Below are 24,718 nucleotides of genomic sequence, written 5' to 3'. Positions count from 1 at the left end.
CGGGAAGGCAGGGCGGTGATGTTTGCCAATCGTTAACTCGAATCAGCCCAGCCAGTCCAGCACCGACGCGGCGGTCCAGGACTGCTGCATGCTGCCCAGCGGCTCGCCGGTGAAGGGCTCGTAGTACTCCGCGAAACTGCCGTCACTGGCCTGCCGCAGCCCCTCGGCACGCAGCATGAACGAGCGTTCCGCCCAGCCGCGGCGGGCGAAGACCCAGGAGAACAGCCAGCTGATCACCGGCCACACCGGCCCGCGCCAGTACTCGCGTGGGCGAAAGTCCCTGGACACCGGGGAGGTCGAGGGCGGCAGCGCGTAGCGCAGATCCGGATGCCCGCACCAGCGCGGGCCCTCGAACAGGCGCAGCAGCCGTCGTTCGGCATCGCGCGGCAGCCCGCCGCTGAGCAGCGGCGCGAAGAGGGCCAGGGTCTCGGTGTCGATCCACTGGTCCGCGCGCACATCGAAGTCGCGCGCCGCGCCGGTGCGGGCGTCGGTGGTGGCGACCACGCCCGCGCGGAAGTAGTCGGCCCACTCGTAGAGCTCGCGCACATCCGCGTGCGGCTGCTTGTAGTCCTCGCCGATATTGGCCAGTACATCGCAGGCCAGCGCGAAGATGGCGGTTACGAACACGTCCTCGACCGCGAAGCTCATGGTCGAGGCCAGCTGGTAGTCGTCGTAGCCGGCCCGGCGCATCTGCTCGACCAGCCACAGGTAGCGGTCGTACTCGCGGTCCGAGGGCCGCTGCGTGGGATCGCCCACCACCTGGGTGTCGGCGCGCTCGTAGGGCGGCAGGTCCGGACCGGGAATCACGTTCTCGTAGGCGCGATCCCAGCGCGGCGAATTGTCCATGCCGGATTCCCAGCCGTGGTACAGCGTGATCCGGCCGTGCTGCTTGGGGTCACGGGCGTAGGCCAGCCAGCGGTGCCAGCGCATCAGATCGGGCCAGCGCCGGTTCAGGAAGTCCTCGGCGACCGCGCGGGTGCTGCGGCCGTGCCGGCGCGAGTGATCCAGAATCCGTTGCACCGCAATGGCATGCACGGGCGGCTGGGTGATGCCCGAGGTGTCCGGGCCGTCGGGGGCGTCGGCGGCCAGGCGGCGGCATTCCCACCGTGCGGGTCCGGGGAAGTAGCCGTCCACGCCATTGGCGAAGACGATGTGCGGGATCATCCCGTTGCGCCACTGCGCCGAGAGCAGGGTGTCGAGTTCGAGCGCGGCGCGCTCCACGCTGAGCGGGGCCAGGCCGACCGCCACGAAGGCCGCGTCCCAGCTCCACATGTGCGGATACAGCTTGGGCGCGGCGCTGGTCATGGTGCCCAGGTCATTGCCGCGCAGCAGGTAGGCGGCGCGGGCCGCGAGCTGGGTGGGCGTGAATCCCGGGTGTGTCATCGCCCTATTCTGCGCCCCCACCCGCAGGTATGCGCGATGGACGGGTGGGTCCTGATCGCCAGATTGCACTTCGTTCGCCTTCTCGTGGATCAGCTAGCGGTGGTGTGCCCGACCGGAGCATCGCAGGCCGAGGTAACGCGGTTACGGTCATCACATGGCGAATTCCGCGAAGTCCAGCACCGACCAGCCGACCGCGCTGATCACCGGAGCCAGCCGGGGGCTCGGCGCGGCCATTGCCCGCGAACTGGCGCCCACGCATCGGCTGCTGCTGGGCGCGCGCACGCCCCGGGCCCTGGAACCGATACTGCGTGAACTGCCCGGCAGCGCCGGATGGCCGGTGGATCTCACCGACTACGCCGCGGTAGCGCGCGCCGTAGCGGGCATCGAACGGCTGGATGTACTGGTGCACAATGCCGGAATCGCCGACCTGGGAACGATAGCCGATTCCTCGGTGGCGCAGTGGCGGAATACGTTGGAAGCCAACCTGATCGCGGTCGCGGAGTTGACCAGGGTGTTGCTGCCGGCGCTGCGCGCCGCCAACGGCCATGTGGTGCTGATCAATTCGGGAGCCGGGCTGCGGGCCAATCCGGGCTGGGGCGTGTACGCGGCCAGCAAGTTCGGGCTGCGCGCCTTCGGCGACGCACTGCGCCTGGAGGAGCCCGCGCTGCGGGTGACCTCGGTGCATCCCGGGCGCATCGACACCGACATGCAGCGCGAGATCATCGCGGGGGAGGGCCGCGAGTACCGGCCGGGCGAATTCCTCAGGGCCGAAACGGTTGCCCGCGCTGTGCGGCAGGCCGTCGAGACCCCGCGTGACGCGCATCCCACCGAAATCGTGCTGCGCCCCATCCCACACTGAGAGCAGCCTTAAATTCCGTCCTGAATTTCGATCATTTCGCACAGAATTGGTGCTCAGTTCACGGCGCGTAGATATAACGGGTAGGCCCTGCGAGGGAGGCGAGGCAGAGAAATATATATCTTCGGAGTGAACGACAGAGATGGATAGACGACAGCTGCTCGTGATGCTCGCCGCGGGCACTGCGGCGGCGCTGACCGGCTGCTCCGCGGAGTCCGGCCCCTCCCACAAGGTGACGCCACGCATCAGCGGACCCGCCGGAACGCCGTCGACGGCACCGACTCCGAAGGTGCTCGCCGCGCCGCCGGCCGCGCAGAAATCCCGCATTCCCGCCGGGACGATTACCGGATTGCCCGGCACCGGCAACGATTTGGCACTCACCGTCGACGACGGCGCCGATCCGGCCGTGGTCAGCGCGTATATCAAATTCGCCAAGGACACCGGCGCGCGGTTCACCTTCTTCGTCACCGCGAATTACGACTCCTGGACCACGCACCGGGCCGAGCTGCGGCCGCTGGTGGACGCCGGGCAGATCCAGCTGGGCAATCACACCTGGGACCACCCGGATCTCACCAAACTGTCCGCCACCGAGGTGGCCACGCAGCTCACCCAGGCAAAGACGTTCCTGCGCAACACCTTCGGCGTGGACGGGACGCCGTATTTCCGTCCTCCCTACGGCCGCCACAATGCTACGGTCGACAAGGTGGCAGCGGATCTCGGATACACCGTCCCAACCATGTGGTACGGCTCGCTGTCCGACTCCGGTGTCATTACCGAGGACTATCTGATCGAGTGTGCGCGAAAGTATTTCAACGCGCAGGCCATTGTCATCGGACATGCCAATCATCCCGCCGTGACGCACTGCTACGACCGTCTGGCCGAGATCATCCGGGAGCGCAACCTGTCCATGGTGACGCTCAACGATGTCCTGGTCTCGCCGACGTAGCCGGTTTTCGCCGGGGGAGCGGAAGTTTCAAACCGTAGTGAATTGAATGAGGGTCGAAATGGACAGACGACGGCTGCTGACGATGCTGGCGGCGGGTACGGCCGCCACCCTGCTGGGCACGGGCGAATCGCGCGCCGACTTCCCCTTCGACACCGGATCCGGCAGCGGGATCATTCCCCAGCTGCCCGGGATACCGCAGGTGACACCGGATTTCGGACCCAGGACGCCGATCGGGCCGGGCACCATCACCGCGCTGCCCGGTGCCGGAAACCATATGGCGCTCACCATCGATGACGGCGCCAGTTCCGAAACCATCCGCGGCTTCATCGATTTCGCCCGGGACACCGGGGCTCGGCTGACCTTCTTCGTGACCGCCTACTATCCCGGCTGGCTCGACCATCGGGATGTGCTGCGCCCCCTGGTCGACTCGGGCCAGATCCAGCTCGGCAACCACACCTGGGACCACCCGGACCTGACCAAGCTGTCCGGCGGCGCCATCGCCGACCAGCTCGAGCGGTGCAAGGACTTCCTCTGGAACCAGTACGGCACCGACGGCACGCCCTACTACCGCCCGCCCTACGGCCACCACAACGGCAGCGTCGACGCCGTGGCCGCCGACTGCGGTTACACCGTGCCGACCATGTGGTACGGCACCCTGAACGACACCAATCCGGTGATCAACGACGGCATGCTCCTCGATGCCGCGCGCCAGTGGTTCCGGGCCCAGTCCATCGTCATCGGTCACGCCAACCGGCCGACGGTCACCCACCTCTACGACCAGCTCAGCGACATCATCCGGGAACGCAGCCTGCAGCTGGTGACCCTCGACGACGTCCTGATCCCACCCCGGTAGGACTGCGCCGCACATGAATTCGGCCCGGTGCGCGGTGCGCACCGGGCCGAACGCCGGTCACCTCAGGCGACGATGTTCACCAGGCGGCCGGGCACCACGATGATCTTGCGAGGCGCCTTGCCGCCCAGCAGTTCCGCGATCTTCTCGTCCGCCAGCGCGGCGGCTTGGACCGCGGCTTGGTCGGCGTCGGCGGCGACGCTGACGCGGCTGCGGACCTTGCCGTTGACCTGGATCGGGTACTCGACCGAATCCGCCACCAGCAGTGCGGGATCCGCGACCGGGAAGGGGCCGTGGGCCAGGGCCGTGGTGTGACCCAGGCGCTCCCACAGTTCCTCGGCCACGTGCGGGGACATCGGGGCCAGCATCAGGACCAGGGGTTCCACCAGCGCGCGGGGCGCGCCGTCGCCGTAGTTCTTGGTCAGGAAGTTGGTCAGCTCGATGAGCTTGGCGCCCGCGGTGTTGTCGCGCAGGTTGGCGTAGTCGTCGTCGACACCGGCAATGGTCTTGTGCAGCAGGCGCAGGGCCTCGGCCGACGGCTCGCCGTCGGTGACCTTCACCGCGCCGGTCTCCTCGTCCACCACCAGTCGCCACACGCGCTGCAGGAAGCGGTGCGCGCCCACGACATCCTTGGTGGCCCAGGGCCGCGAGGTGTCCAGCGGGCCCATCGCCATCTCGTAGAAGCGGAAGGTGTCGGCGCCGTACAGATCGCACATCTCGTCGGGGGAGATGGCGTTCTTCAGCGACTTGCCGATCTTGCCGTACTCCTGGAAGACCTCCTCCTCCACGCCGGAGGCATTGGTCCAGAAGAACTTTCCGTCCCGTTCCACGATCTCCGCGGCCGGCACGTAGGCGCCGCGCGCGTCGGTGTAGGCGTGGGCCTGGATGTAGCCCTGGTTGAACAGGCGGCGGTACGGCTCGGAGCCGGACACGTCACCCAGGTCGAAGAGCACCTTCTGCCAGAAGCGCGCGTACAGCAGGTGCAGCACCGCGTGCTCGACGCCGCCGACGTACAGGTCCACGCCGCCCGGATCCTTCGGGCCGTGCTCAGCCGTGCGCGGGCCCAGCCAGTACTGCTCGTTCTCGGGGGCGCAGAAGGTTTCGGTATTGGTCGGGTCCGCGTAGCGCAGCTGGTACCAGGAGCTGCCCGCCCAGTTGGGCATGACATTGGTGTCGCGGCGGTACTTCTTGACGCCGTTGCCCAGGTCCAGTTCGACGTGCACCCAGTCGGTGGCCTTGGCCAGCGGCGGGGACGGCTCGGAGTCGGCGTCGTCTGCGTCGAAGGTGACCGGCGCGAAGTCGTCCATCTCCGGAAGACGCACCGGCAGCATGGATTCCGGCAGCGCGTGCGGCGCGCCGTCCTCGTCGTAGACGATGGGGAACGGCTCGCCCCAGTAGCGCTGACGCGCGAACAGCCAGTCGCGCAGCTTGTACTGGACGGTGCCCCTGCCGTGGCCGTTGGCCTCCAGTTCGGCGATCACCTTGGCCTTGGCGGACTCGATGTCCATGCCGTCGATGTAGCCGGAGTTCACCATGACACCGTCACCGGCGTGGGCCCCCTCCGCGACATCGCCGCCCGCGACGACCTCGATGATGGGCAGGCCGAATGTGGTGGCGAAGTCCCAGTCGCGCGGGTCGTGGCCGGGGACGGCCATGATCGCGCCGGTGCCGTAGCCGCTCAGCACATAGTCGGCGATGAAGATCGGCACGCGTGCGCCGTTGACCGGGTTGGTGGCGTAGGTGCCCAGGAAGACACCGGTCTTCTCCTTGTTCTCCTGGCGCTCCAGATCCGACTTGGCGGCGATCGACTTCCGGTAGGCCGCAACGGCTTCCACGGGGGTGTCGGCGTTGCCGAGGGTCCAGCGCGCGTCGGTGCCGGACGGCCAGGTGGCGGCGGTCAGCTTGCCGACCAGCTCGTGCTCGGGGGCCAGCACCACGTAGGTCGCGCCGAACAGGGTGTCGGGGCGGGTGGTGAAGACCTCGATCAGATCCGCGCCGGCCTCGAACTTGACCTGCGCGCCCCGCGAGCGGCCGATCCAGTTGCGCTGCATGGCCTTCACGTTCTCCGGCCAGTCCAGCTCGTCCAGGTCGTCGACCAGGCGATCGGAGTAGGCGGTGATGCGCATCATCCACTGCCACAGGCGCTTACGGAACACCGGGAAGTTGCCGCGCTCGGAGCGGCCGTCGGCGGTGACCTCCTCGTTGGACAGCACGGTGCCCAGGCCCGGGCACCAGTTGACCATCGAATCCGTCTGGTAGACCAGGCGATGGGAGTCGATGGCGGCATTGCGCTCGGACGGGGACAGCTCGTTCCAGGCGCGGCCCGCGACGGCCGCCCGCTTGCCGGCCTCGAATTCGGCGATCAGATCGGCGATCGGCCGGGCCTTGCCCAGGCCCGTGTCGTACCAGGCGTTGTAGATACGCAGGAAGATCCACTGCGTCCACCGGTAGTACTCGGGATCGGTGGTGGCGAAGGTGCGGCGGCGGTCGTGGCCCAGGCCCAGGCGGTCCAGCTGCCGCTGCATGGTGGCGATATTCGCCATGGTGGTGTCGCGCGGGTGCGCGCCGGTCTGCACCGCGTACTGCTCGGCGGGCAGGCCGAAGGCGTCATAACCCAGGGCGTGCAGCACATTCCGGCCGTGCATGCGGTGGTAGCGGGCGAAGACATCGGTGGCGATGTAGCCCAGCGGGTGACCGACGTGCAGGCCCGCACCCGACGGGTAGGGGAACATGTCCTGGATGAACAGCTTGTCGGCCGGGGTCTCGCCCTGCAGCGGACCGACCGGGTTGGGCGCGTAGAAGGTACCGCGCTGCTGCCAGTTGCCCTGCCACTTCTGTTCGATGCGGCCGGCGAGGTCGGCGTTGTAGCGGTGTGCGGGAACGTCGCCGCCCCCACCCGCGGTCGCGGTGGGTGTTTCGGATGCACGGGTGTCCTGCACGGTCCTGCCTTCTTTGTCCAGCCAATCCCCGATAAGGTCGCTCACCAGGGTAAAACGTAGCCTCACCCGAGCCCAAAAAGGGTAGGGGTACCGTTTACCGGGTGTTCGTCGTGGCGCTGATCCTCTTTGTCCTCGCGGTTGTGGCCGTGGTCACGGGCGTGCTCGGATTCACCGGGACGCTGCCGGGCAACCGGTATTTCGGGGTGCACTCCGAGGCCGCGGTGAAGTCCGAGGAATCCTTCGAGCTGGCCAACCGGGTGGCCGCGCCGACCTCCGTGGTGGCGGGGCTGCTGCTCGCGGCCGCCGGTGCGGTCGCGCTGGTCGCCGGCGGCATCGCGGCCCTGGTCGTGGCGGTGGTGGCCGTGGTCATCGCGGTGTTCACCCTCGGCGCCGGTGCGGCCGCCGCCGAGAAGGCGCTCGCCACCGCGTTCCCGGAGGTGAAGGTCGGCGGCTGCGGCAGCGCCTGCGGCGCGTGCTCGCTGCGGGACGCCTGCGAGACCGCCTAGCTCTCAGTTCGTGAGCGACCTGCGCATCCAGATGTGCGGGATGCCCGCGTCCATGCCGATCTCGCCGTACGCCTCGTACCCGAGCTTCTCGTAGAAGCCCTGCGCGTGGGTCTGCGAATGCAGTTCGACCGCGCCCAGGCCGCGTTCGCGCACGCGCTCCTCGATGGCGCGCACCAGCGCCACGCCGAGCCCGGTGCCGCGCGTGTCCGCCAGCACCGCCAGTCGCCCGAGCACCCCGACACCGTCCCGCACGATCAACCGCCCGGCCCCGGCCGGCCTGCCGTCCAGCCGGGCCAGGAAATGATCGGCCGTCTCGTCGAGTTCGTCGATCTCGATGTCCGCGGGCACGCCCTGCTCGTCCACGAAGACCTTCATGCGCACCGCGTAGGCGTCGGCTAGTTCCTGCTCGGTGCTGACGGTGACGACTTCGATCATGGGCCCAGCTTGCCTCAATGATCCGGATCACTTGCCGAGGGTTCGCCCGAGCGGGCTCCCCTTCGGATTGACGTACAAGACGGTCAGTTTCACCGGTCGCGGGCCACTGTTGCGGGCCAGGTGCGCGTGCCCGGGACCGCTCGGCTCCCGGAAGACCCGCCACGGCCGGATGGTGACCGGGGTGCAATCGGCCTTCGGATGATCCAGCGCACCGCCGGTGACCAGCACGAACAGGGTCCCGTCGTGGTAGTGCCACCCGGACTGCCCGCCGGGCGCAAGGACCGTCTGCCGCAGCACGAAATCCCAGCGCGCCGGCCCGAATCGAAGCAGGATCCGGCTGGCCGTCCGGGTCGCCGGGGCCGGGTTCGGCCGGTAGCCGTGGTGTGGATCGCGCGTGAGGAAGGCCACCCACGCATCATCGTCCACGGCGGCCGGGCCACCGTGGCCGCCTGCCGGGTTGCGGCCGCGGATCGGGTAGTCCGAGGTCGCGGGCGAAGGCGGCGGCGTCCTCGCTGGTGGTGGTCTTCGGCCGGATACGCGCCCAGTCCAGGTAGCGGGCCCGGAAGTCGGGCCCGGCGGCCTGCGCCAGGCGCGGGAACCGCCGCGCCACCTCCTCGGCCCGCTTGTGCAGCAGGCCGTGCGCGGTGGCGGCGAGATCGTCCGTGTCGAAACCGGGCGGCGGCTGCGCGCCGGCGACCAGCGCGCGCACCACGGCCGCCTGCTGTTCGGCGAGTGTCCCTGCCGTCCGGGCCGATTCGATGGTCATGCCGGGATCGCCTCCGGGCGCAGCGTGATGGGCGGGCGGCCGGAGGCGGTGGCGATGGCGTTCAGTTCGGCGGTGAGTTCGGCTGCGGGCGGGTAGTTTCCGTCGCGTTCCAGCATGAGGGGGACGGCGCGGCCGGCCGTGAACTCGGCGACCAGAGCCAGCACCTCGGCGGGGACGGGATGGACATGGGTGTCGATATAGCGGCCGCCGGACTCGTGGCCGCCCGCGATATGGCAGTAGGCCACCCGCTCGGCGGGCAGGCGCGACAGCTCCGTGAGCGGATCACGTGACGTATTGCGGGCATTGGCATAGACATTCGCAATATCGAGTAGGAGATGGACGCCGGTGCGCTCGACGAGCTCCTGCAGGAATTCCGCCTCGGTGTACTCGGCGTGCGGCCATTCGAACAGCGCCGCGATGTTCTCCACCGCCAGCGGCACATCCAACTGCCGGCTCGCGCGAAAGATATTGCGCTCCAGGGCGTCCAGCGCCTCGCGTGTGCGCGGCACCGGCAGCAGGTGCCCGGCCTCCAGGCCGCCCGCGCGCACGAAGGCGATGTGCTCGCTCACCAGCGGCGAACCCAGGGCCCGCGCGCAGTCGGCGAGATGGGCGACCCGCCGGTCGTCCACCGACTCCGCACCGCCGAGCGACAGCGAAATACCGTGCGGCACCGCGGGAATGCCCCGGGCCACCAGCGCGGCCAGCTCCTCGGGCACGTCGACACCGGGCCGGGACCCGCGACCGCGCCGGAGGAACGCGCCGGCCCGGCCGCCGGAATCCCTGGGCGCCAGCGTTTCCGCGATGACCTCGCAGAATCCGATGCCCTCCAGCGCCGCCACCAGACCGCAGATCTCGCGCCGCCAGCCGATGCCCAGCGACCCCTCGGGAAGTGGTGAACCGGTCATCCCCCGCAGCCTCCTCCGCAGCTGCTGCCGCAACTGCTGCTGCTGCTGCAACTGCTGCCGCTGCTGCAACTACTGCCGCTGCTGCAACTGCTACTGCTGCAGGTGCTTCCGCTGTCGCTGCCGCAGGAGCTGCCGTCACTCCCGCCACCACCGCCACCTGCGACCACGCTGGCTGCCCCCGCGAGCGCCGGGTCGAGGGTCCACAGCACCAGCCCGCCGTAGAGCGCGACGGCGAGCGCGGCACTGTCGGGTCCGTAGGCGGAATAGGCGGGCGAGCTGGCGGGCCGCAGGTGCCGGTTGCCGGCCTGGGCGGCGGCGAGGGCGTCGCGGCCGCGCTGTGTCAGGCGCGGCGGCCGGCCCACCGCGACGGTGAGGACCGCCAGCACGATCATGGCGAACACCAGGAAGCCGACCGCATGATGGGTGGCCGCGCCCGCGATCAGCCGGACCAGTCCGAGCACGAGCAATACGAAGAGCGGAAACCGCGCTGTCCGCAGGGCTTTTCGCTGCTTCTCGCCGAACAGATAGCCGCGTTCGGTGAGGTCGCCGCGCATCGCCATCGACACCCCGGCGGTTCCCACGAGCATGCCGGGCATGCGCGCCTGCCCGGATCTGTGCAGGTGCGCATGCAGCGCGCGGGAGATCGGATCCAGCTGCTGTTCCTCGGCGGCGGTCAGCGGCCGGACCGGCGCGCCGGCGGAGTCGATGATCTGGTGGCCGCGCAATTGCGCCAGCCCGGCCAGCACCGGACGCCGGTCGTCGACCAGCATGGCGGTTTCGCTGGGGCGCAGCGGCCCGCCCGGTGGCCAGGCCGGGTCGACCGCGCGCATCACCGCCGCGCGCCGTGCGTAGCCGAAGGCGATGGCCGAAAGGCCGGCGAGGACATAGAACAGGAGGAAGGCCGGGCCGGATATCCCCCACGTATCGGTTGCGGCCGCGGCCGCGTCGGTCCGAAGGACCATGGCGATTCCACCTCGGGAGTCGTCGTGACTGTCGATCACCACCAGTATCGCGGCTGCGCGGGTGCTGTGTTATCCCAAGGAAGCATGGTGTTTAGCCTGTTTCGGTGCGATTTCTCAGCAAGTTCTACATAGACGGGTTCATCCTGTCGATCCTTGCGATGGTCGTCCTCGCCAGTATCTTCCCGGCTCGGGGCGAGGCGGCCGAGGTCGTGAGCTGGCTGACGAAGATCGCCATCGGATTTCTGTTCCTGCTCTACGGTGCGCGCCTGGCGCCGCAGGAGGCGATCGCGGGCCTCAAGCACTGGCGACTGCACCTGACCGTACTGGTCTGCACCTTCGTGCTCTTCCCCGTGATCGGTCTCGCCGCCCGGGTGCTGGTGCCGCATGTGCTGACCAGCGATCTCTACACCGGTGTGCTGTTCCTGTGCCTGGTGCCGTCCACGGTGCAGTCGTCGATCGCCTTCACCTCCATCGCCAAAGGCAATGTGGCGGGCGCGATCGTGAGCGCCACGGTGTCGAACCTGCTGGGCGTCTTCCTGACTCCCGCACTCGTGATCCTGCTGATGAACACCACCGGGCAGGCGAGTGTGGACCCGTCCGCGGTGGTGGACATCGTGCTGCAGCTACTGGTGCCGTTCTTCCTGGGCCAGCTGATCCGGCCGAAGGTCAAGGGTTTCCTGGCCCGCTACGCCGAGCCCACCAAGCTGGTGGATCGCGGGTCCATCCTGCTGGTGGTCTACAGCGCCTTCAGCGCGGGCATGGTCGAGGGCATCTGGCATGCCATGTCGCCGTGGCGGATTCTGCTGCTGGCCGTGGTGTGCTGCGCGATTCTGGCCATCGTGCTGGTGGCCACCGGATTCCTCGGCGAGGCGGTGCGATTCGATCGCGCCGACCGGATCGTGGTGGTGTTCTGCGGATCCAAGAAGAGCCTGGCCACCGGGCTGCCCATGGCGACGGTGCTGTTCGCGGGGCACTCGGTGGGACTGGTCGTGTTGCCGCTCATGATGTTCCACCAGATTCAGCTGATCACGTGTGCCGCCCTCGCGCAGCGGTGGGCTCGTAGCGCGCCGTGAGCGAGAGCAGCCGGCTGTCGTCGCGCCGCAGCGAACGGGTGCCCGCCGAGGGCCGGGCGGCCAGCGCGTGCAGCACGGCCCGGTCCGATCCCGGATCGCCCACTGCGATGCGGGCGCTGCCGTCCGGGTAGCGCTTGGCCACGATCCCGGCGCGCGCCAGCGCGGGCGCGATATCGCGGCCGGGCAGGTACAGGAAGTTGGCGCTGCTGCGCGGCACCCGGATGCCGCCGCGCCGCAGTTCGGTGCGCAGTAGTTCGCGCTCGGTGGTGATGCGCAGAATCCGTTCACCCAGTTCGGCTTCCGCGGCATAGGACGCGCGCACCGCGGCGACCGCGAGGGCGGGCACCCCGAACGGCAGTTGCAGCCGATGCACCCGGTGCACCAGTTCCGCCGCTCCGAACGCGTAGCCGATGCGCAGCCCTGCCAGTCCGTAGGCCTTGGAGAAGGTGCGCAGCACCAGCACATTGGGGTGGCGGTCGACCAGCTCGACGGCGTCGAGAGAGTCGCTCGCGCCGAGGAATTCGACGTACGCCTCGTCCAGTATCACCGGCACCCGGGACGGGATCGAACACAGGAACGCCTTCACTTCGCTGGCCGGGAGCACGGTTCCGGTCGGATTGTGCGGACGGCACACCGCGATCAGCCCGGTGCGCTCGTTCACCGCGCGGGCCATGGCCCAGAGGTCCTGGCGGCCGTGGCCGTCCAGCGGCACCGGCACCGGCCGCAGCCCGGTCATGGTCGCCATGATCGGGTAGCCGTCGAAGGTCGGTGTGGCGTAGACGAATTCGGTTCCGGCGCGGGGGAGGGTCTGCATGATCTGCATGGCCACCCCGGTCGCGCCGGAACCCACCACCACCTGGTCGGCCGAGACGCCGAGATGGTCGGCGATCAGCCGCGGCAGCCGCCGGGGCAGGAATTCCGGATACCGGTTCGCCTTGCCGAGGCAGTCGTCGAGCGCGGCGACCACCGAAGGCAGTGGCGGAAACGGGTTTTCGCTCAAGCTCAGGTCGTAGCGGATGGTGTCCGCGCCGTGCGGGTCGACGGTGGCGGGATAGTCCGCCACCTCGGAACCGCGCAATCCCGTCGGCCAGGACACCGGCGCCACGATCCGCGCCGCGGGACGCCTGTGCTCGCCCGCACCGGGGCGGGTCATCGGGCCGCGCCCCAGCGGACGGCCGCCGCCCCCGCGAAGTCCCCGGCGTGCGCGAACGCCGCCATCAGCACCACCGAGCCGTTGCGCAGCCGCCCGGCCCGGTTCTCGGCGTCCAGGGTCACGGGAATGCCTGCGGCGAACAGGTTTCCGCAGCTGTCGAAGGTGTCCGGGTGCCGTTCGGGCGGCAGTTCCATCGCCTCGTTCCAGTTGCGCAGGAACAGCCGGTTGGGCTGGTTGGTGACGAAGGTGTCGATATCGCGGGACTTCACCCCGATGCGCCGGCACACCGCGTGCGCCACCTCGGGCACCAGCCGGTTGCCGCGCGTCATCACCTTGGCCACCTTGGATTCGGTGAAGGTGACGCAGCCCTGGCCCTCGCCCGGCTCCCAGTACTTGCGTTCGCCGTTGGTGCTGAACTCCATGTCGCCCGCGAACTCCGGATAGGTGCGGCACTCGATATCGAGGATCGGCGCGGAGCTGTTCTTCACGAGCAGCCCGACCCCGCAGCCGTCGCCGGGGACGGGGGCCTGCGCGAGCCCGCGGATATCGGGCTGGGTGAACACCGGGCCCGCGCAGTTCTGGGTGCAGGCGATGAGCGCGGTGCGGGCGTCGGTCGTCTGCAGGATCATGCGGGCCATCCACATCATGTGGACGAAGGCCGCGCAGCCGCCGTTGTGGATGTCGAACACCCAGCGCGGCTTCATATTCAGCCGGCGCGCCACCTCCGGCCCGGCGCCCAGCACCGGATTGTCGGGCAGCTGGGTGTGGGTGAGCAGGATGTCGACATTCGAGATCTCCTGTGCCCCATGGCGTTCGATCAGGGGTGCGACGGCTCGCTCCACCATGTCCACGGCGGTCTCGTCGCGGCCGATGTGATGGCGTCCCCTGGGGGCCCGGAACATGACGTTCCTGGCCATCCGGTCCGAGCGGGAGAACTGGGTGAAGTACTCGGTGCCGACCGGGTCACCGGGCAGGTAACCGGCGACATCGACCAGGCTGACGGGCGGCGCCGTCCGGAGGGCGGGGTCGGTGAAGTCCATGGCGCTCAGCTCACTTCTCTTCCGGGGGATTCAGCATCCAGTCGGGCTTGATGGGCAGCCCGTGCGAGGCGCGGTATTCCGCGATGGCCCTGAGGTTGTCGAGCTCCAATTGGTGCCCGGCGGAGAACATCTCCCAGAAGTCGCCCACCCACACCTTGCGTTTGTCCGGCGCGGTGTCCTTGTAGGGGTTCTCGTCATAGAACGGGTGGTGGCAGTTCGTCCACAGCACCACCGAACCAGGCTTGTCGAACACCACCTGGGCGTCGATCACCCGCATCAGGTAGACCATCCACAGGTGGTCGCTCTGGTCCCAGGCGCAGTGGTAGTCCACCGTCATGGCGTCGGGATTGGCGACGGTGCGGGTGTAGATCCTGGTGCTGTCGCCCAGCCGATCGTGCGACACCCACAGCCCGGGCTCCGCGGTCTCGGTGAATCCGCGCAGGCTGTAGGTCCATTCCTCCAGGCACCGGGTGTCGGCGAGGTACTCGTACAGCTCCCGCGGCGGGGCCGCGATGAACCCCTGGACCGGGCAGAAGTCGCCGAAGATCTGGTCGTGCGGATACACCGATCGCAGCATGTCCAGGATGATCGGGGTGGTGGCCTCGCGATCGGAGTTCTCGATGCGCAGCAGGCCGGGCAGGACGGCATCCGGAATGTCACTGAGGGCGGGCAGGGCGCTGGTGGTCACGGGTTACCTCCTGGGTGGCGTCAGGAACGGTGTGAACGGCGGGATTTCGTCGGGATCGCAGTCGATCGCGACGAACGACGGTCCCGGGCGGTCGGCGCAGTGCCGCAGTGCCGCGGCGAGCTCGGCCCGGTTCTCCGGTGCATGGGTGCACAGATCCGGGAACATGGCGGCCATCCCTGCGCCCGGATACGCGGGACGAAACCTGTTGAAGCTGTAGCGATCCCCGTAGTACAGCTGCTCGCGCGTGACGCACATGGCGTGCGCGTTGTTGTTGAGGACGATGAAGGTGATCGGCAGCCGGTGTTCGACCGCGGTGTGAATCTCCATGCCGTGCATGAAGAATGCTCCGTCGCCCGCGATGACGTAGGTGCGCCGCTGCCCGCCGGCCGGGTGGCGGTGCCGGGCGAAGGCCGAGCCGATCCCGGCCCCGAAGGCATAGCCCATGCCGCCCATGCCGAGCGCCACCGTGAAGCGCCCGTGCCGCGGCAGCCGCAGGTGGTGCACCACGGCCGCACCGGTATTGCCGGCGTCGGCGAAGACGTCCGAACCCGCGGGCAGCGCGTCGTTGATGCTGTCCACCACCTCGCGATAGCGCAGCCCGGGACCGTCGGAGGGTGGCACCGGCAGCGGGGTCAGGGTGGGCTCGCCGGACGGGTGCGGGCGCAGCGGGATGATCCGCGCCCCGGTTTCGCCGTCGCCGGAATCCAATTCGCCGATCAGCTCGGCGAGGGTCTCGGCCAGGTCGTTGCTGTGCGCGTGCCCGGCGGGCAGGAACGGCGGCAGCGCGCCGATGCTGGCCAGCGGCACCGCCGCGAGCGCGTCCTCCATCCCGGCACGGGCGGTCACAGGCATGCGGGTCCCGATCAGCAGGCACAGCTCCGCGCCGCGCAGGGCGTCGAGCAGCTCGGGATTGCCCATGCTCCCCGCGACGCCGCAGCAGCCGGGGTCCGCGTGGTGGTAGACGTCCTTGGCGTCGGGCGCGACCCCGACGGCGGCGTCCACGGCGGCGGCGAAGGCGGCCAGCTCGTCGCGGGCGTCGTCGCGGGCCACCTGGTCCCCGGCGATGATCACGATCTTGCCGACCGCCCGGGCGCCGCGCACGGCGTGCAGCACCCGCCACAGGTTCTCGATGTCGCGGCGGTAGGGGCGCGCGGGCGGCACGAAATCCGGGGCGACCAGGTCGGCCTGCTGAATGTCCTTGGGCAGCAACAGCACCGCGGGCCCGCCCCGGCGGGCGGCGGAGACCGCGCGGGCGAGGTGAGCGGGCAGGTCGGCGGGGGCCTCGACGCGGGCACAGTAGTGCGAGATCGGCCTGTAGAGCGCGACCGCGTCGAAGGCGCCGGCCTGCCCACTCGTGTCCTGGAAGGCGCCCTTGCCCTCCAGGACGGTCGGGGGCTGCCCGATCAGCGCGAGCACCGGCACCCGGGAGGCGAACGATTCGGCCAGCCCGGCGACGAGGTTCACGGCGCCGCCGCCGGAGGTCGCGCACACGACACCGAGGCCGGAGGTCGAACGCGCATACCCGTCGGCCATGGTGGCCGCACCGAACTCGTGCTTGGCCACCACGGCGGTGATCAGATCCCGATGATCGAAAGCCGCGTCGTAGAGGTCTTCGATGTTTGCTCCGTCGACGCCGAACAGGTGCCGTACGCCCAGCGCCGATACCGCCCTGACCAGCTGGTCAGCGACCCGTGTGCCGCTATGCATGGGCGCGTCCTTTCCGGTGGCAGCCACCGGTGCCCGAGTGCCTTCAACCGGGATACGGATGCGGGTCGTCAGCGGTTCAATCACCGCGTTTCGCGACAGGTCTTGCCGTGTATGTATACGTCTACGTATAGTTGGTGCATGCCGAACAAGACGATTTACGTATCCGATGATGACCTGAAGCTGTTTCAGCGCGCGCAGGAGCTGGTGGGGGGCAATCTGTCGGGCGCGATCGTGACGGCACTGCGGCGCTTCATCGAGCTCGAGGAGGGCCGGCAACAGGGCTACGACGAGGTGGTCCTGAAGGTGGGCAAGGACGGCACCCGGCAGGTCCGGTTCTCCGGCACCCTGCTCACCCACTGGCACCAGATGGCCAACGAGCGCATCGAGGACATCCGGGTGTACCGCACCCGCAAAGGCGCGTATGCGGTGCACAGCCACTTCTCCAACTGGTCGGAGTTCCCGACCGACACCAATTGGCGCCAGTGGCGTCGCTTCCTCGGTCTGGGCGAACAGGATTGGGGCGATTTCACCCTCGAGGTCTACGACACCATCCAGGACCTGGAGGGCAAGATTCCCGATCGCCTCTACGCCCGCGTCGTGGACGCCACCGAGCACTCGCAGGTCGAGGACCTCGATATCTGATCGAAAAACCCGGTAGCACAACTGAATAACCGACCCGAAGAAACTTTGATCGCAAGCCTCGGCGGTCACGGCCTGGATGACGTATGCATTCATGCCTATCTATTGATGAGAGGGGAGACATGTACAACGACCCTGCACCGGCAGCCATCGCGGTCACCGGCCTCTGCAAATCCTTCGGTGAGCACATCGTGCTCGACCGCATCGACTTCACCGTCCCGGAGGGCAGCGTCTTCTCGCTGCTCGGCCCCAATGGCGCGGGCAAGACCACCACGGTCGAGATCCTGTCCACCCTGAAACGCGCCGATGGCGGCGAGATCAGTGTCGGCGGTTTCGATCCCGCCACCCAGCCCGACGGCGTCCGCTCGATCATCGGGGTCACCGGCCAGTTCTCGGCCGTGGACGAACTGCTCACCGGCCGCGAGAACCTCATACTCATGGGCGATCTGCACCACCTGCCGCGTGCCGAAAGCCGCAGGCTGGCAGCGGAACTGCTGGCCACCTTCGATCTGGAGGAGGCCGCCGACAAGATCGCCTCGAGCTACTCCGGCGGCATGACCCGCCGCCTGGACCTGGCCATGACCCTGGTCGGCGATCCGCGCATCATCTTCCTCGACGAGCCCACCGTGGGCCTGGATCCGCGCAGCCGCCGCGGCATGTGGGACATCATCCGCGACCTCACCGCCCGGGGCGTCACCATCTTCCTCACCACCCAGTACCTGGAAGAGGCCGACCAGCTGGCCGACCGCATCGCCGTGCTGCACCAGGGGCAACTGGTCGCCCAGGGCACCGCCGATCAGCTCAAGCGCATGGTGCCCGGCGGCTACATCCGCCTGGACTTCGGCGACCGGGCCGAATTCGAATCCGCCGCACGGCTTTTCGGTGATGCCGCGCAGGTCAACGGTGACCTCACGCTGGCCGTTCCGAGCGACGGCGCGGTGCGCTCGGTCCGCGAGGTGATCGACCGCCTCGACGCGGCCCGGGTGGAACCCGCGGGCCTGTCCGTGCACACCCCCGACCTCGACGACGTCTTCCTGGCCCTCACCGGCGGCCACGCTCCGGAGAAGGAGACCTCCAAATGACGACTCTGACCTCGTCGTTCGCCGACTCGAAGACCATGCTGCGCCGGAACCTGGTGCACGCCAAGCGGTATCCGGGCATGACCTTCTCCCTGATCGTCATGCCGGTGTTCCTGCTGCTGCTGTTCAACTACGTGTTCGGCGGTGCGCTGAAGTCGGCCACCGGCGGCCGGTACATCGACTACCTGACGCCCGGGATGATGCTCATCATCCCGGCGTACATGGTCGCGGGCGTCGCGGTCGGCATGGCCACCGATATGACCAAGGGCATCATCAATCGCTTTCGCACCATGCACTTCTCGCACGCCTCGGTGCTCACCGGGCAGGTGGTCGGCACCCTGATCCAGGGCATGCTGGGCGTGGTCGCCATGACGCTGATGGCCGTGGCCATCGGCTTCCGGCCGCACGCCGGCGTGGTGGAATGGCTGGCGGCCCTCGGACTCATCGGCCTGACCGTCTTCGCGCTGAACTGGCTCGGCGTCGGCTTCGGCCTGATCGCCCAGACTCCGGAGAGCGCGTCCAATATGCCCATGCCGATTCTGTTCCTGCCCTTCCTGGGCAGCGGCCTGGTGCCGACCGACACGATGCCGGCCGGTGTGAAGCAGTTCGCCGAGTATCAGCCCTTCACCCCGATCACCGAGACCCTGCGCGGGCTGCTGATGGGCGGGCCGATCGGGCACAACGGCATCCTGGCCATCGGCTGGTGCGTGGTGATCGGCGTGTTCGGATACTTCTGGTCCACCACGACCTTCCGGCGCAAGACCCGGTAGTCACGGTGCCGGGCGGCGCGCTCCCAGGCGGGGCGCGCCGTTCGGGCGTGGTCAGATACCCGCTGCCAGCAGGATTTTCCCGGATCCGTTGCGAATCTCGATCGTCTTCAACTGTTCCGGCGACACCGAGGTGGTGCCGTCCGGAGTCAGCGTCTGGCCCGGCTTGACCGTCCACTCGGCGAGCTTGGACTGCACGCCGTCGTTGCGGGTCACCCACAGCGACAGCGTCCACACGTACTCCTCGTCCGAGGGCGGGTACTGGCACCACATGTCCACCCGGGTCTGGCCGTTGATCGACATCACCTTGAAGGTGGCCAGGATCGGGGTGTCGGTCTGCGGCTTCAGCGGACCCTGCGCCACCACCTGCTGCACGAAGGACGGGCCCTCGTGGTGGGCCACGGTGGCGGTCACCGGAATCGCGATGGTCACCGCGGCCGCCGCCGCCGCCACTGCTCCGGCGATCGCTTCCCATCGCCCCCGGCGCCGCCGTTTGGCGGTCCGCGCCGCCAGGGCCGGCAGCAACCGCTCGGGCGGCGGCGGCACGGTGGAGGGCGGATCGTCCTGCGCCGCAATCGACAACGCGGTCTCGGCATCCACCATGGCCAGCAGGCCGGGTAGACCGGCCAGTTTCGACACGGCCGCGCGGCAGGACTCACATCCGGTCAGATGCTCCTCGTACTCGCGGCGGTCGTCCCGGGCGAGAGCGCCGAGCACATACGCGCCGTCCCAGGTGGTGTAGCCATTGCACAGTTCATGGCCCTCGGTCATCTCGTCACCCCCATTTCCTGCAACACCAATCGCAATGCCCGCATGCCGTAGTGCATCCGGGACTTGACCGTGCCCTCCGGGATCTCCAGTTCCTCCGCGATCTGATGCGTGGACAGGCCCCGGTAGTAGGCACGGACGATTACGTCACGGTGATCGATGCTCAGCCGCGCCAGCGCATCCGCCACCAGCCACCCGTCCAGCGCCCGATCCGTCTTGTCCGGTTCGGGTACCTCCGGCGGGTGATCGGTGCGGAATTCGCGCCGGCTTCGCGCGCTGCGATGCTCGTCCACAGCGAGATTACGGGCGACCGTGAACAGCCAGGCCCGCGCCGAACTGGTGGACTGGTCCAGCACATTGGGCCGCTGCCAGGCGCGCAGCAGGGTCTCCTGCACGATGTCCTCGGCCCGGCCCGGATCTCCGACCAACCCGTAGGTGTACCGCCACAGCGCTGCCGCGTGCTCGTCGTACAGCGCGCGGAGCAGGGCCGCCTGGTCCTCCGGCATCGCTCACCTCCGCATCGATCACGACACAGATGTCCCGGCGGTTCAGTTGCGTTCGAGCTCGATGGGATGGGTGGCCAGCAGGGACAGCGGCAGCGGCTGGCGGCGCAGGACCTGGGCCCAGAGGTCGACGCGGCCCGCCAGCGGGTCGGAGGGCAGGGCGGACAGGACGATCCAGTCGCCGCGATCCAGTTCGCCTTCCAGCTGCCCGAAGGTCCAGCCGGCGTAGCCCGCGAAGACCCGGATGCCCTCCACCAGACCCTCGATGCGGTCCGGATCGGAATCCAGGTCCACCAGGGCCACCCGGCCGTCCACCCGGCGCACGCCGGACAGCCCGGCGATGGACGCCCCCACCTTGACGGTGGCCAGGCACAGCGCCGCATCGCGTTTCACCGGGCCCCCGATGTAGAGCGCACGCGGGCCGGCGGCCAGCTCCGACCAGTTGGGGAGCACGTCGTGCAGGGCGGTGTCACTGGGCTTGTTGAGGACCACGCCCCAGGTGCCGCCGTCATTGTGTTCGAGGATGTAGACCACCGACCGCCGGAACGACGGCTCGGTCAGATCGGTCGCGGACACCAGCAGGGTCCCTGGTCGAACCACCTGGTCCTCATGCCGGAATTCGCGTCGAGAACGGTCACCGTGTTCCTCTGCGCGTGCCACTCAGCCATCATCGCACTGAGACAGACCAATTGCGTTGCATAATTTGCCGCTTATTCATTTGTGCCGCTGCGAGCCGCGAAAAACATGTCCGGCATACCTTGCGGTTCGTAGCTAGGGTGGGCGCTATGGAACGCCCCGAAGTCGTCCTCGAGAACAGCGACGCGGTCTACGACTTCTATCGTGACCACCAGCAGAACCTGCTGAAGGCGCGGGCGGCCTACTGGCTACTGGGTCGTCGCTATCGGCCCCGGGTGACCTACGCGGACGGAGCGCGGGACCGGCTGCGGGAGTTCATCTCCCAGCGGCGACCGCTGCTCATCGCGGTGAACCACCTCTCCCAGCTGGATCCGTACACCGTCGGCGCCGCAGCCTGGCGCAGCGCGCTGCGGCCGGTCATCGGGCACACCCGGGTGCTGGCCAAGGACGAGCTGTTCACCGAGACCAAGCTGCGCGAGCGCATCGACATGATGGGCGGCATCCCGGTGTTCCGGGGCAAGGACCACGGCCTGCGCGCGGTGAACGCGGCCGGGCAGCGCATGATCGACATCTGCGCCGAGCGCATGGCGCGCGGTGACGGGGTGGCGGTGTTCCCGGAGGGCACCTGCAACGACGTGGACCCCACCCAGGTGCAGACGGTCGGAACCGGCATCGGGCACATCGCCTTCCGGGCCAGGAAGCTCGGGGCGGAACCGGTGCTGGTGAGCCTGGGTCTGAGTTACGGCCCGCGGCTGGATCCCAGGGTGGAACCCACCAAGGAGGAGGCCCGCTCGGCCAGCTTCTATTTCGGCATGCCGGTGGCGGAGCTGCCCACCAAACCCGCCGAGATCACGCGGGTGGTGCGCGAAGAACTGCAGAACGCGCTGGACGGTGCGGTCAAGGCGTACTGACCGGCGGTGCCGTCGAGGAGTGCCGACCGGCGGTGCCGTCGAGGAGTACTGACCAGCGGTCACTGCTGGGGCAGGCCCAGCCTTTCCCTCGACCACTGCGGCACCAAAGCCAGGTACTCGGGCCGGGATTCGACGAAGTGATGCACCATCGGGCACAGCGGCAGGATCCCGAACCCGTCGTCGCGGGACTGGTCCAGCGCGCCCTGCACGATCTTGCGCCCGTACCCCAGGCCCTCGAACTGCGGGTAGACCTCGGTGTGCACGAAGGCCCGCTCGTTGGCGGTGTCCTGATAGGCCGCGACCCCGGCGAGGTATCCGTCGACGTACAACTCGAATCGATCCAGTGTGGCGTTCTTGCGGACCTCGACCGACTCACTCGACATGGATGCGACGTTAGTTCTCCAGTGACGGCTATTTGTCCCTTTGGCCGAACGGTGGCGTCCGGCGTGTCGCTTCCCACATCGGAGATCAAAATGTAGGGATGACGAACCCACCCCTGCGCCGGGTGCTGCTGGCCCCGGACAAGTTCAAGGGCTCCCTGAGCGCCACCCAGGTGGCGGACGCGCTGGCCGCGGGGATCACCCGCGCCGCCCCCGGCGCCGCGGTGCGGCGGACACCCGTCGCCGACGGCGGGGACGGGACGGTCGACGCCTTCGTGGCGGCGGGCTGGGAACGGGTGGAGGTCGAGAGTTACGGGCCGACGCTCGCGCCGGTGACCACCTCGTACGCGGTCCGCGGGCGGGTGGCCGTGGTGGAGCTGGCCGCGGTCAGCGGCCTCGCGGAACTCCCCGGCGGACAGCCCGATCCGCTGCACGCCAGCACCTACGGGGTGGGGGACGTGATCGGGGACGCGCTCGATCGGGGAGCGCGCGACATCGTGCTCGGGCTGGGCGGGAGCGCCTCGACCGACGGCGGGGCGGGTCTGCTGCAGGCGCTCGGACTGCGCATCCTCGACGCCGACGGGAACGAATTGCCCTGCGGCGGAGCGGCACTCGCGCGCGCGGTGCGGGTGGATCGCGACGATCTGCACCCCGGGCTGGCCGATGCGACGGTGACGCTGGCCAGCGATGTGGACAACCCGCTGCTCGGCGCGGATGGCGCGGCCGCGATCTACGCGCCGCAGAAGGGCGCGGATCCCGGGCAGGTCGCCACTCTCGAAGCGGCACTGAAGAATTGGGCCGCCGTGCTGGGCCCGGAATGGGCCGACAAACCGGGTGCGGGCGCGGCGGGTGGCACCGGTTTCGGGGCGCTGGCGGCGCTGGGCGCGCGGATGCGCTCGGGCATCGAGCTGGTTCTCGACCTGATCGATTTCCGGGCCCGGCTCGCGGACGCGGATCTGGTCGTCACCGGGGAAGGCTCGCTGGACACCCAGAGCCTGTCCGGCAAGGCCCCGATCGGGGTCTGTCGCGCGGCGCTGGCGGCGGGCGTCCCGGTGGTCGCGGTGGCGGGCCGGGTGCTGCTCACCCCGGAGCAGGTGCGGGAGGCCGGATTCGCCACCGCCCACGCATTGTCCGCGCTGGAGCCCGATCCGGCCCGCAGCATGGCGAACGCCGCCGCCCTGCTGGAACGGATCGGGGAGCGGATCGCGGAGTCCTAGGTGGCCGGGGTGAGCGCGCGGCCGGGGATCCGGTTCCGATTGCGGTCGCCCCACTCCTCCAGCGGCCGCAGCGCCGCGCTGAGTTCCCAGCCCAGCTCGGTGAGCGAATACTCCACGCGCGGCGGCACTTCCGGGTAGATCTCGCGGTGCACGATGCCGCTGGCCTCCAGCTGCCGCAGGTTCTCCGCGAGCACCTTCTCGCTGACACCGGTCAGCAGCCGCCGGATCTGCCCGAACCGCTGCGGTCCCTCGGCCAGCACCCACATCAGGTGCATCTTCCATTTGCCGCCGACCGCCTCGATGGCCACGGACATGCCGCACACCTCGTGATCCGCGTCACCGCCGATACTCATCGTGCCCTCCTGACCAGATTTCGAACCTCGGGGTAAGCAACCCCACCCACCGGTGCGGTCTTCCCGAGGCTACCGATCCCGGCCACCATCGATTCCGGCGCGCCAGTTCCGAACAGCCGAAATCGAAGGGGATACACCATGTCTGATCTGCGTCGATCGGTCACCGTCATCGGTCTGGGCCCGATGGGACGGGCCATGGTCGCAGCGTTCCTGCAGGCCGGAGTCGAGGTCACGGTCTGGAACCGCAGTCCGGAGAAGGCCGACGCCATGGTCGAGCTCGGCGCCCGGCGGGCCGCCACGGTCGCCGAGGCGCTCGATGCCAATGCGGTGGCCGTGCTCAGCCTCACCCACTACGCCGCCATGTACGACGTGCTGGGTCCGGCCGCGGATCACCTGCGCGGCAAGGTGATCGCCAATCTCTCCTCGGATTCGCCCGAGCAGGCCCGCCGGGGTGCGGCGTGGTTGCGGCAGCGCGGCGCCGAATTCCTTTCCGGCGGCGTGATGTCGGCGGGCGACAATATCGAACACCCGGCGTCCTACATCTTCTACAGCGGCCCGCGTACGGTCTTCGACGCGCACGCCGAACTGCTGCGCCCGCTGAGCCCGCAGGAGTATCTGGGCCCGGATGACGGTCTGGCGCAGGTCTTCTACCAGGGCCTGCTCACCATCTTCCATCCCTGGCTGCTGGCCTTCGACCAGGCCACGGCCATGATCGCGCGCTCCGGCCACGACATCGCGCAGTTCGTGCCGTTCGCGGTGCGCTCCAGCGCCGCCTTCCCGTACTTCATGGAGCAGTTCTCGATGGAGAACCAGAACGGCGGCTGGGCCGACGTGGCCGGACTGCGCATGATGGACGCGGGCGCGCAGCACATCATCGACGCCAGTGCGGAGGTCGGCGTCGACGCCACCCTCTCGCGCACGGCGCAGGCGTTCTGGCGCCGGGCCGTCGCCGCCAGCGCGGCGGCGGGCCGGGCGGTATCGACCTTCGAACTCATGGGCACGGTCTCCGGGAACGCCTGAGCCGCACGGGAATCAGGCGGTCTCGGAGCCGATGCGAGGGAAGGGCACGGTGGAGAAGATGATCTCCACCGGCACCTCGAAGTACTGCGCGAGCCGCAGCGCCAGATGCAGGCTCGGGCTGTATTCGCCGCGTTCCAGATAGCCGACGGTCTGGTAGTGCACGCCCAGCGCCTCGGCCAGCTGCCGGCGCGAGATGCCGCGCTCGGCGCGCAGCATCGCGATCCGGTTGTAGATGA

General features: G+C 69.0%; 28 protein-coding genes. 11 read left to right on the top strand and 17 right to left on the bottom strand.

What is annotated here, in order from left to right; all coding sequences use genetic code 11:
• Positions 1 to 42: 42 nt before the first annotated feature.
• Positions 43 to 1,383, bottom strand: a complete 1,341-nt coding sequence (locus tag ACFXIV_RS30110; RefSeq protein ID WP_354841085.1) for a glycogen debranching protein — start codon at positions 1,381 to 1,383, stop codon at positions 43 to 45.
• 154 nt (positions 1,384 to 1,537) lie between these two features.
• Here ACFXIV_RS30110 and ACFXIV_RS30105 point away from each other — a divergent pair, with 154 nt between their 5' ends.
• From ACFXIV_RS30105 to ACFXIV_RS30095, 3 genes are all read left to right on the top strand, one after another.
• Positions 1,538 to 2,242, top strand: a complete 705-nt coding sequence (locus ACFXIV_RS30105; RefSeq protein WP_379402947.1) for an SDR family oxidoreductase — start codon at positions 1,538 to 1,540, stop codon at positions 2,240 to 2,242.
• 139 nt (positions 2,243 to 2,381) lie between these two features.
• Complete coding sequence (locus tag ACFXIV_RS30100) at positions 2,382 to 3,185, top strand: polysaccharide deacetylase family protein (RefSeq protein WP_379402946.1); 804 nt, start codon at positions 2,382 to 2,384, stop codon at positions 3,183 to 3,185.
• Positions 3,186 to 3,243: 58 nt separating this feature from the next.
• Positions 3,244 to 4,038, top strand: a complete 795-nt coding sequence (locus ACFXIV_RS30095) for a polysaccharide deacetylase family protein (protein WP_379402945.1) — start codon at positions 3,244 to 3,246, stop codon at positions 4,036 to 4,038.
• Positions 4,039 to 4,100: 62 nt separating this feature from the next.
• Here ACFXIV_RS30095 and leuS read toward each other — a convergent pair whose 3' ends face one another.
• On the bottom strand, positions 4,101 to 6,974 hold the full coding sequence (gene leuS, locus ACFXIV_RS30090) for a leucine--tRNA ligase (RefSeq protein ID WP_379402961.1): 2,874 nt from the start codon (positions 6,972 to 6,974) through the stop codon (positions 4,101 to 4,103).
• A gap of 101 nt (positions 6,975 to 7,075) precedes the next feature.
• Between leuS and ACFXIV_RS30085 the strand changes: the two genes are divergently transcribed.
• Positions 7,076 to 7,480 (top strand): SdpI family protein, encoded by a 405-nt coding sequence (locus ACFXIV_RS30085; protein ID WP_379402944.1) that lies wholly within the window; start codon positions 7,076 to 7,078, stop codon positions 7,478 to 7,480.
• 3 nt (positions 7,481 to 7,483) lie between these two features.
• Here ACFXIV_RS30085 and ACFXIV_RS30080 read toward each other — a convergent pair whose 3' ends face one another.
• The 5 genes from ACFXIV_RS30080 to ACFXIV_RS30060 are packed head-to-tail and all read right to left on the bottom strand — an operon-like array spanning position 7,484 to position 10,548.
• The gene (locus ACFXIV_RS30080; protein WP_379402943.1) at positions 7,484 to 7,915 is read right to left on the bottom strand and encodes a GNAT family N-acetyltransferase; all 432 of its coding nucleotides are present in this window, start codon (positions 7,913 to 7,915) and stop codon (positions 7,484 to 7,486) included.
• Positions 7,916 to 7,942: 27 nt separating this feature from the next.
• The gene (locus tag ACFXIV_RS30075) at positions 7,943 to 8,341 is read right to left on the bottom strand and encodes a hypothetical protein (protein ID WP_379402942.1); all 399 of its coding nucleotides are present in this window, start codon (positions 8,339 to 8,341) and stop codon (positions 7,943 to 7,945) included.
• Positions 8,331 to 8,681, bottom strand: a complete 351-nt coding sequence (locus tag ACFXIV_RS30070; protein ID WP_379402941.1) for a hypothetical protein — start codon at positions 8,679 to 8,681, stop codon at positions 8,331 to 8,333. The genes ACFXIV_RS30075 and ACFXIV_RS30070 overlap by 11 nt, the downstream gene beginning before the upstream one ends.
• Positions 8,678 to 9,586 carry a DUF692 domain-containing protein gene (locus ACFXIV_RS30065; protein ID WP_379402940.1) on the bottom strand — a complete coding sequence of 303 codons (909 nt, stop codon included), beginning with the start codon at positions 9,584 to 9,586 and terminating at the stop codon, positions 8,678 to 8,680. Before ACFXIV_RS30065 ends, ACFXIV_RS30070 begins: the two co-directional genes overlap by 4 nt.
• A complete protein-coding gene (locus ACFXIV_RS30060; RefSeq protein WP_379402939.1) occupies positions 9,583 to 10,548 on the bottom strand; it encodes a TIGR04222 domain-containing membrane protein in 966 nt (321 codons plus the stop codon). Before ACFXIV_RS30060 ends, ACFXIV_RS30065 begins: the two co-directional genes overlap by 4 nt.
• Positions 10,549 to 10,652: 104 nt before the next feature.
• Here ACFXIV_RS30060 and ACFXIV_RS30055 point away from each other — a divergent pair, with 104 nt between their 5' ends.
• Positions 10,653 to 11,621, top strand: a complete 969-nt coding sequence (locus ACFXIV_RS30055) for a bile acid:sodium symporter family protein (protein ID WP_364609476.1) — start codon at positions 10,653 to 10,655, stop codon at positions 11,619 to 11,621.
• Here ACFXIV_RS30055 and ACFXIV_RS30050 read toward each other — a convergent pair.
• From ACFXIV_RS30050 to ACFXIV_RS30035, 4 genes are read right to left on the bottom strand one after another with little or no spacing between them, the layout of a single operon-like run.
• Positions 11,575 to 12,774, bottom strand: coding sequence for an aminotransferase class I/II-fold pyridoxal phosphate-dependent enzyme (locus tag ACFXIV_RS30050; protein WP_379402938.1), 1,200 nt, complete (start codon positions 12,772 to 12,774; stop codon positions 11,575 to 11,577). The two genes, ACFXIV_RS30055 and ACFXIV_RS30050, sit on opposite strands and share 47 nt — an antisense overlap.
• On the bottom strand, positions 12,771 to 13,814 hold the full coding sequence (locus ACFXIV_RS30045; protein ID WP_379402937.1) for a 3-oxoacyl-ACP synthase III family protein: 1,044 nt from the start codon (positions 13,812 to 13,814) through the stop codon (positions 12,771 to 12,773). Before ACFXIV_RS30045 ends, ACFXIV_RS30050 begins: the two co-directional genes overlap by 4 nt.
• 10 nt (positions 13,815 to 13,824) lie before the next feature.
• Entirely contained in the window at positions 13,825 to 14,502 is a 678-nt protein-coding gene (locus ACFXIV_RS30040) for an SRPBCC family protein (protein WP_379402936.1), read from the bottom strand.
• Between the two features lie 3 nt (positions 14,503 to 14,505).
• Entirely contained in the window at positions 14,506 to 16,209 is a 1,704-nt protein-coding gene (locus ACFXIV_RS30035) for a thiamine pyrophosphate-binding protein (RefSeq protein ID WP_379402935.1), read from the bottom strand.
• A gap of 138 nt (positions 16,210 to 16,347) precedes the next feature.
• Between ACFXIV_RS30035 and ACFXIV_RS30030 the strand changes: the two genes are divergently transcribed.
• The 3 genes from ACFXIV_RS30030 (at position 16,348) to ACFXIV_RS30020 (ending at position 18,697) form a co-directional block, all read left to right on the top strand.
• On the top strand, positions 16,348 to 16,851 hold the full coding sequence (locus ACFXIV_RS30030) for an EXLDI protein (protein WP_379384247.1): 504 nt from the start codon (positions 16,348 to 16,350) through the stop codon (positions 16,849 to 16,851).
• Positions 16,852 to 16,970: 119 nt separating this feature from the next.
• Positions 16,971 to 17,930: an ATP-binding cassette domain-containing protein gene (locus ACFXIV_RS30025; RefSeq protein ID WP_379402934.1), complete on the top strand. Its 960-nt coding sequence runs from the start codon at positions 16,971 to 16,973 to the stop codon at positions 17,928 to 17,930.
• Positions 17,927 to 18,697: an ABC transporter permease gene (locus ACFXIV_RS30020; RefSeq protein ID WP_379402933.1), complete on the top strand. Its 771-nt coding sequence runs from the start codon at positions 17,927 to 17,929 to the stop codon at positions 18,695 to 18,697. Before ACFXIV_RS30025 ends, ACFXIV_RS30020 begins: the two co-directional genes overlap by 4 nt.
• 51 nt (positions 18,698 to 18,748) lie before the next feature.
• Here the strand turns inward: ACFXIV_RS30020 and ACFXIV_RS30015 are convergent, their stop codons facing one another.
• The 3 genes from ACFXIV_RS30015 to ACFXIV_RS30005 are packed head-to-tail and all read right to left on the bottom strand — an operon-like array spanning position 18,749 to position 20,625.
• Positions 18,749 to 19,465, bottom strand: coding sequence for an anti-sigma factor family protein (locus ACFXIV_RS30015; protein WP_379402932.1), 717 nt, complete (start codon positions 19,463 to 19,465; stop codon positions 18,749 to 18,751).
• Complete coding sequence (locus tag ACFXIV_RS30010) at positions 19,462 to 19,968, bottom strand: sigma-70 family RNA polymerase sigma factor (protein WP_354841142.1); 507 nt, start codon at positions 19,966 to 19,968, stop codon at positions 19,462 to 19,464. Before ACFXIV_RS30010 ends, ACFXIV_RS30015 begins: the two co-directional genes overlap by 4 nt.
• A 42-nt stretch (positions 19,969 to 20,010) precedes the next feature.
• Complete coding sequence (locus tag ACFXIV_RS30005; RefSeq protein ID WP_379402931.1) at positions 20,011 to 20,625, bottom strand: YqgE/AlgH family protein; 615 nt, start codon at positions 20,623 to 20,625, stop codon at positions 20,011 to 20,013.
• A gap of 125 nt (positions 20,626 to 20,750) precedes the next feature.
• On the opposite strand from ACFXIV_RS30005, the gene ACFXIV_RS30000 reads away from it, so the two are divergent.
• Complete coding sequence (locus ACFXIV_RS30000; protein WP_379384237.1) at positions 20,751 to 21,512, top strand: lysophospholipid acyltransferase family protein; 762 nt, start codon at positions 20,751 to 20,753, stop codon at positions 21,510 to 21,512.
• Between the two features lie 59 nt (positions 21,513 to 21,571).
• Here ACFXIV_RS30000 and ACFXIV_RS29995 read toward each other — a convergent pair whose 3' ends face one another.
• Complete coding sequence (locus tag ACFXIV_RS29995) at positions 21,572 to 21,895, bottom strand: GNAT family N-acetyltransferase (RefSeq protein WP_379402930.1); 324 nt, start codon at positions 21,893 to 21,895, stop codon at positions 21,572 to 21,574.
• 98 nt (positions 21,896 to 21,993) lie between these two features.
• On the opposite strand from ACFXIV_RS29995, the gene ACFXIV_RS29990 reads away from it, so the two are divergent.
• Positions 21,994 to 23,109: a glycerate kinase gene (locus ACFXIV_RS29990; protein ID WP_379402929.1), complete on the top strand. Its 1,116-nt coding sequence runs from the start codon at positions 21,994 to 21,996 to the stop codon at positions 23,107 to 23,109.
• Here the strand turns inward: ACFXIV_RS29990 and ACFXIV_RS29985 are convergent.
• Entirely contained in the window at positions 23,106 to 23,462 is a 357-nt protein-coding gene (locus tag ACFXIV_RS29985) for a winged helix-turn-helix transcriptional regulator (RefSeq protein WP_379402928.1), read from the bottom strand. The genes ACFXIV_RS29990 and ACFXIV_RS29985 overlap by 4 nt on opposite strands.
• Positions 23,463 to 23,600: 138 nt before the next feature.
• On the opposite strand from ACFXIV_RS29985, the gene ACFXIV_RS29980 reads away from it, so the two are divergent.
• The gene (locus ACFXIV_RS29980; RefSeq protein WP_379402927.1) at positions 23,601 to 24,482 is read left to right on the top strand and encodes an NAD(P)-dependent oxidoreductase; all 882 of its coding nucleotides are present in this window, start codon (positions 23,601 to 23,603) and stop codon (positions 24,480 to 24,482) included.
• 12 nt (positions 24,483 to 24,494) lie between these two features.
• Here the strand turns inward: ACFXIV_RS29980 and ACFXIV_RS29975 are convergent, their stop codons facing one another.
• A complete protein-coding gene (locus ACFXIV_RS29975; RefSeq protein WP_379402960.1) occupies positions 24,495 to 24,698 on the bottom strand; it encodes a helix-turn-helix transcriptional regulator in 204 nt (67 codons plus the stop codon).
• Between the last annotated feature and the right edge of the window lie 20 nt (positions 24,699 to 24,718).

This window comes from Nocardia sp. NPDC059236, from assembly GCF_042754085.1.
In the GTDB taxonomy this organism is placed as follows: domain Bacteria; phylum Actinomycetota; class Actinomycetes; order Mycobacteriales; family Mycobacteriaceae; genus Nocardia.
Note: the sequence above shows the minus strand (reverse complement) of the source record. Positions and strands in the feature narration are given on the sequence as shown.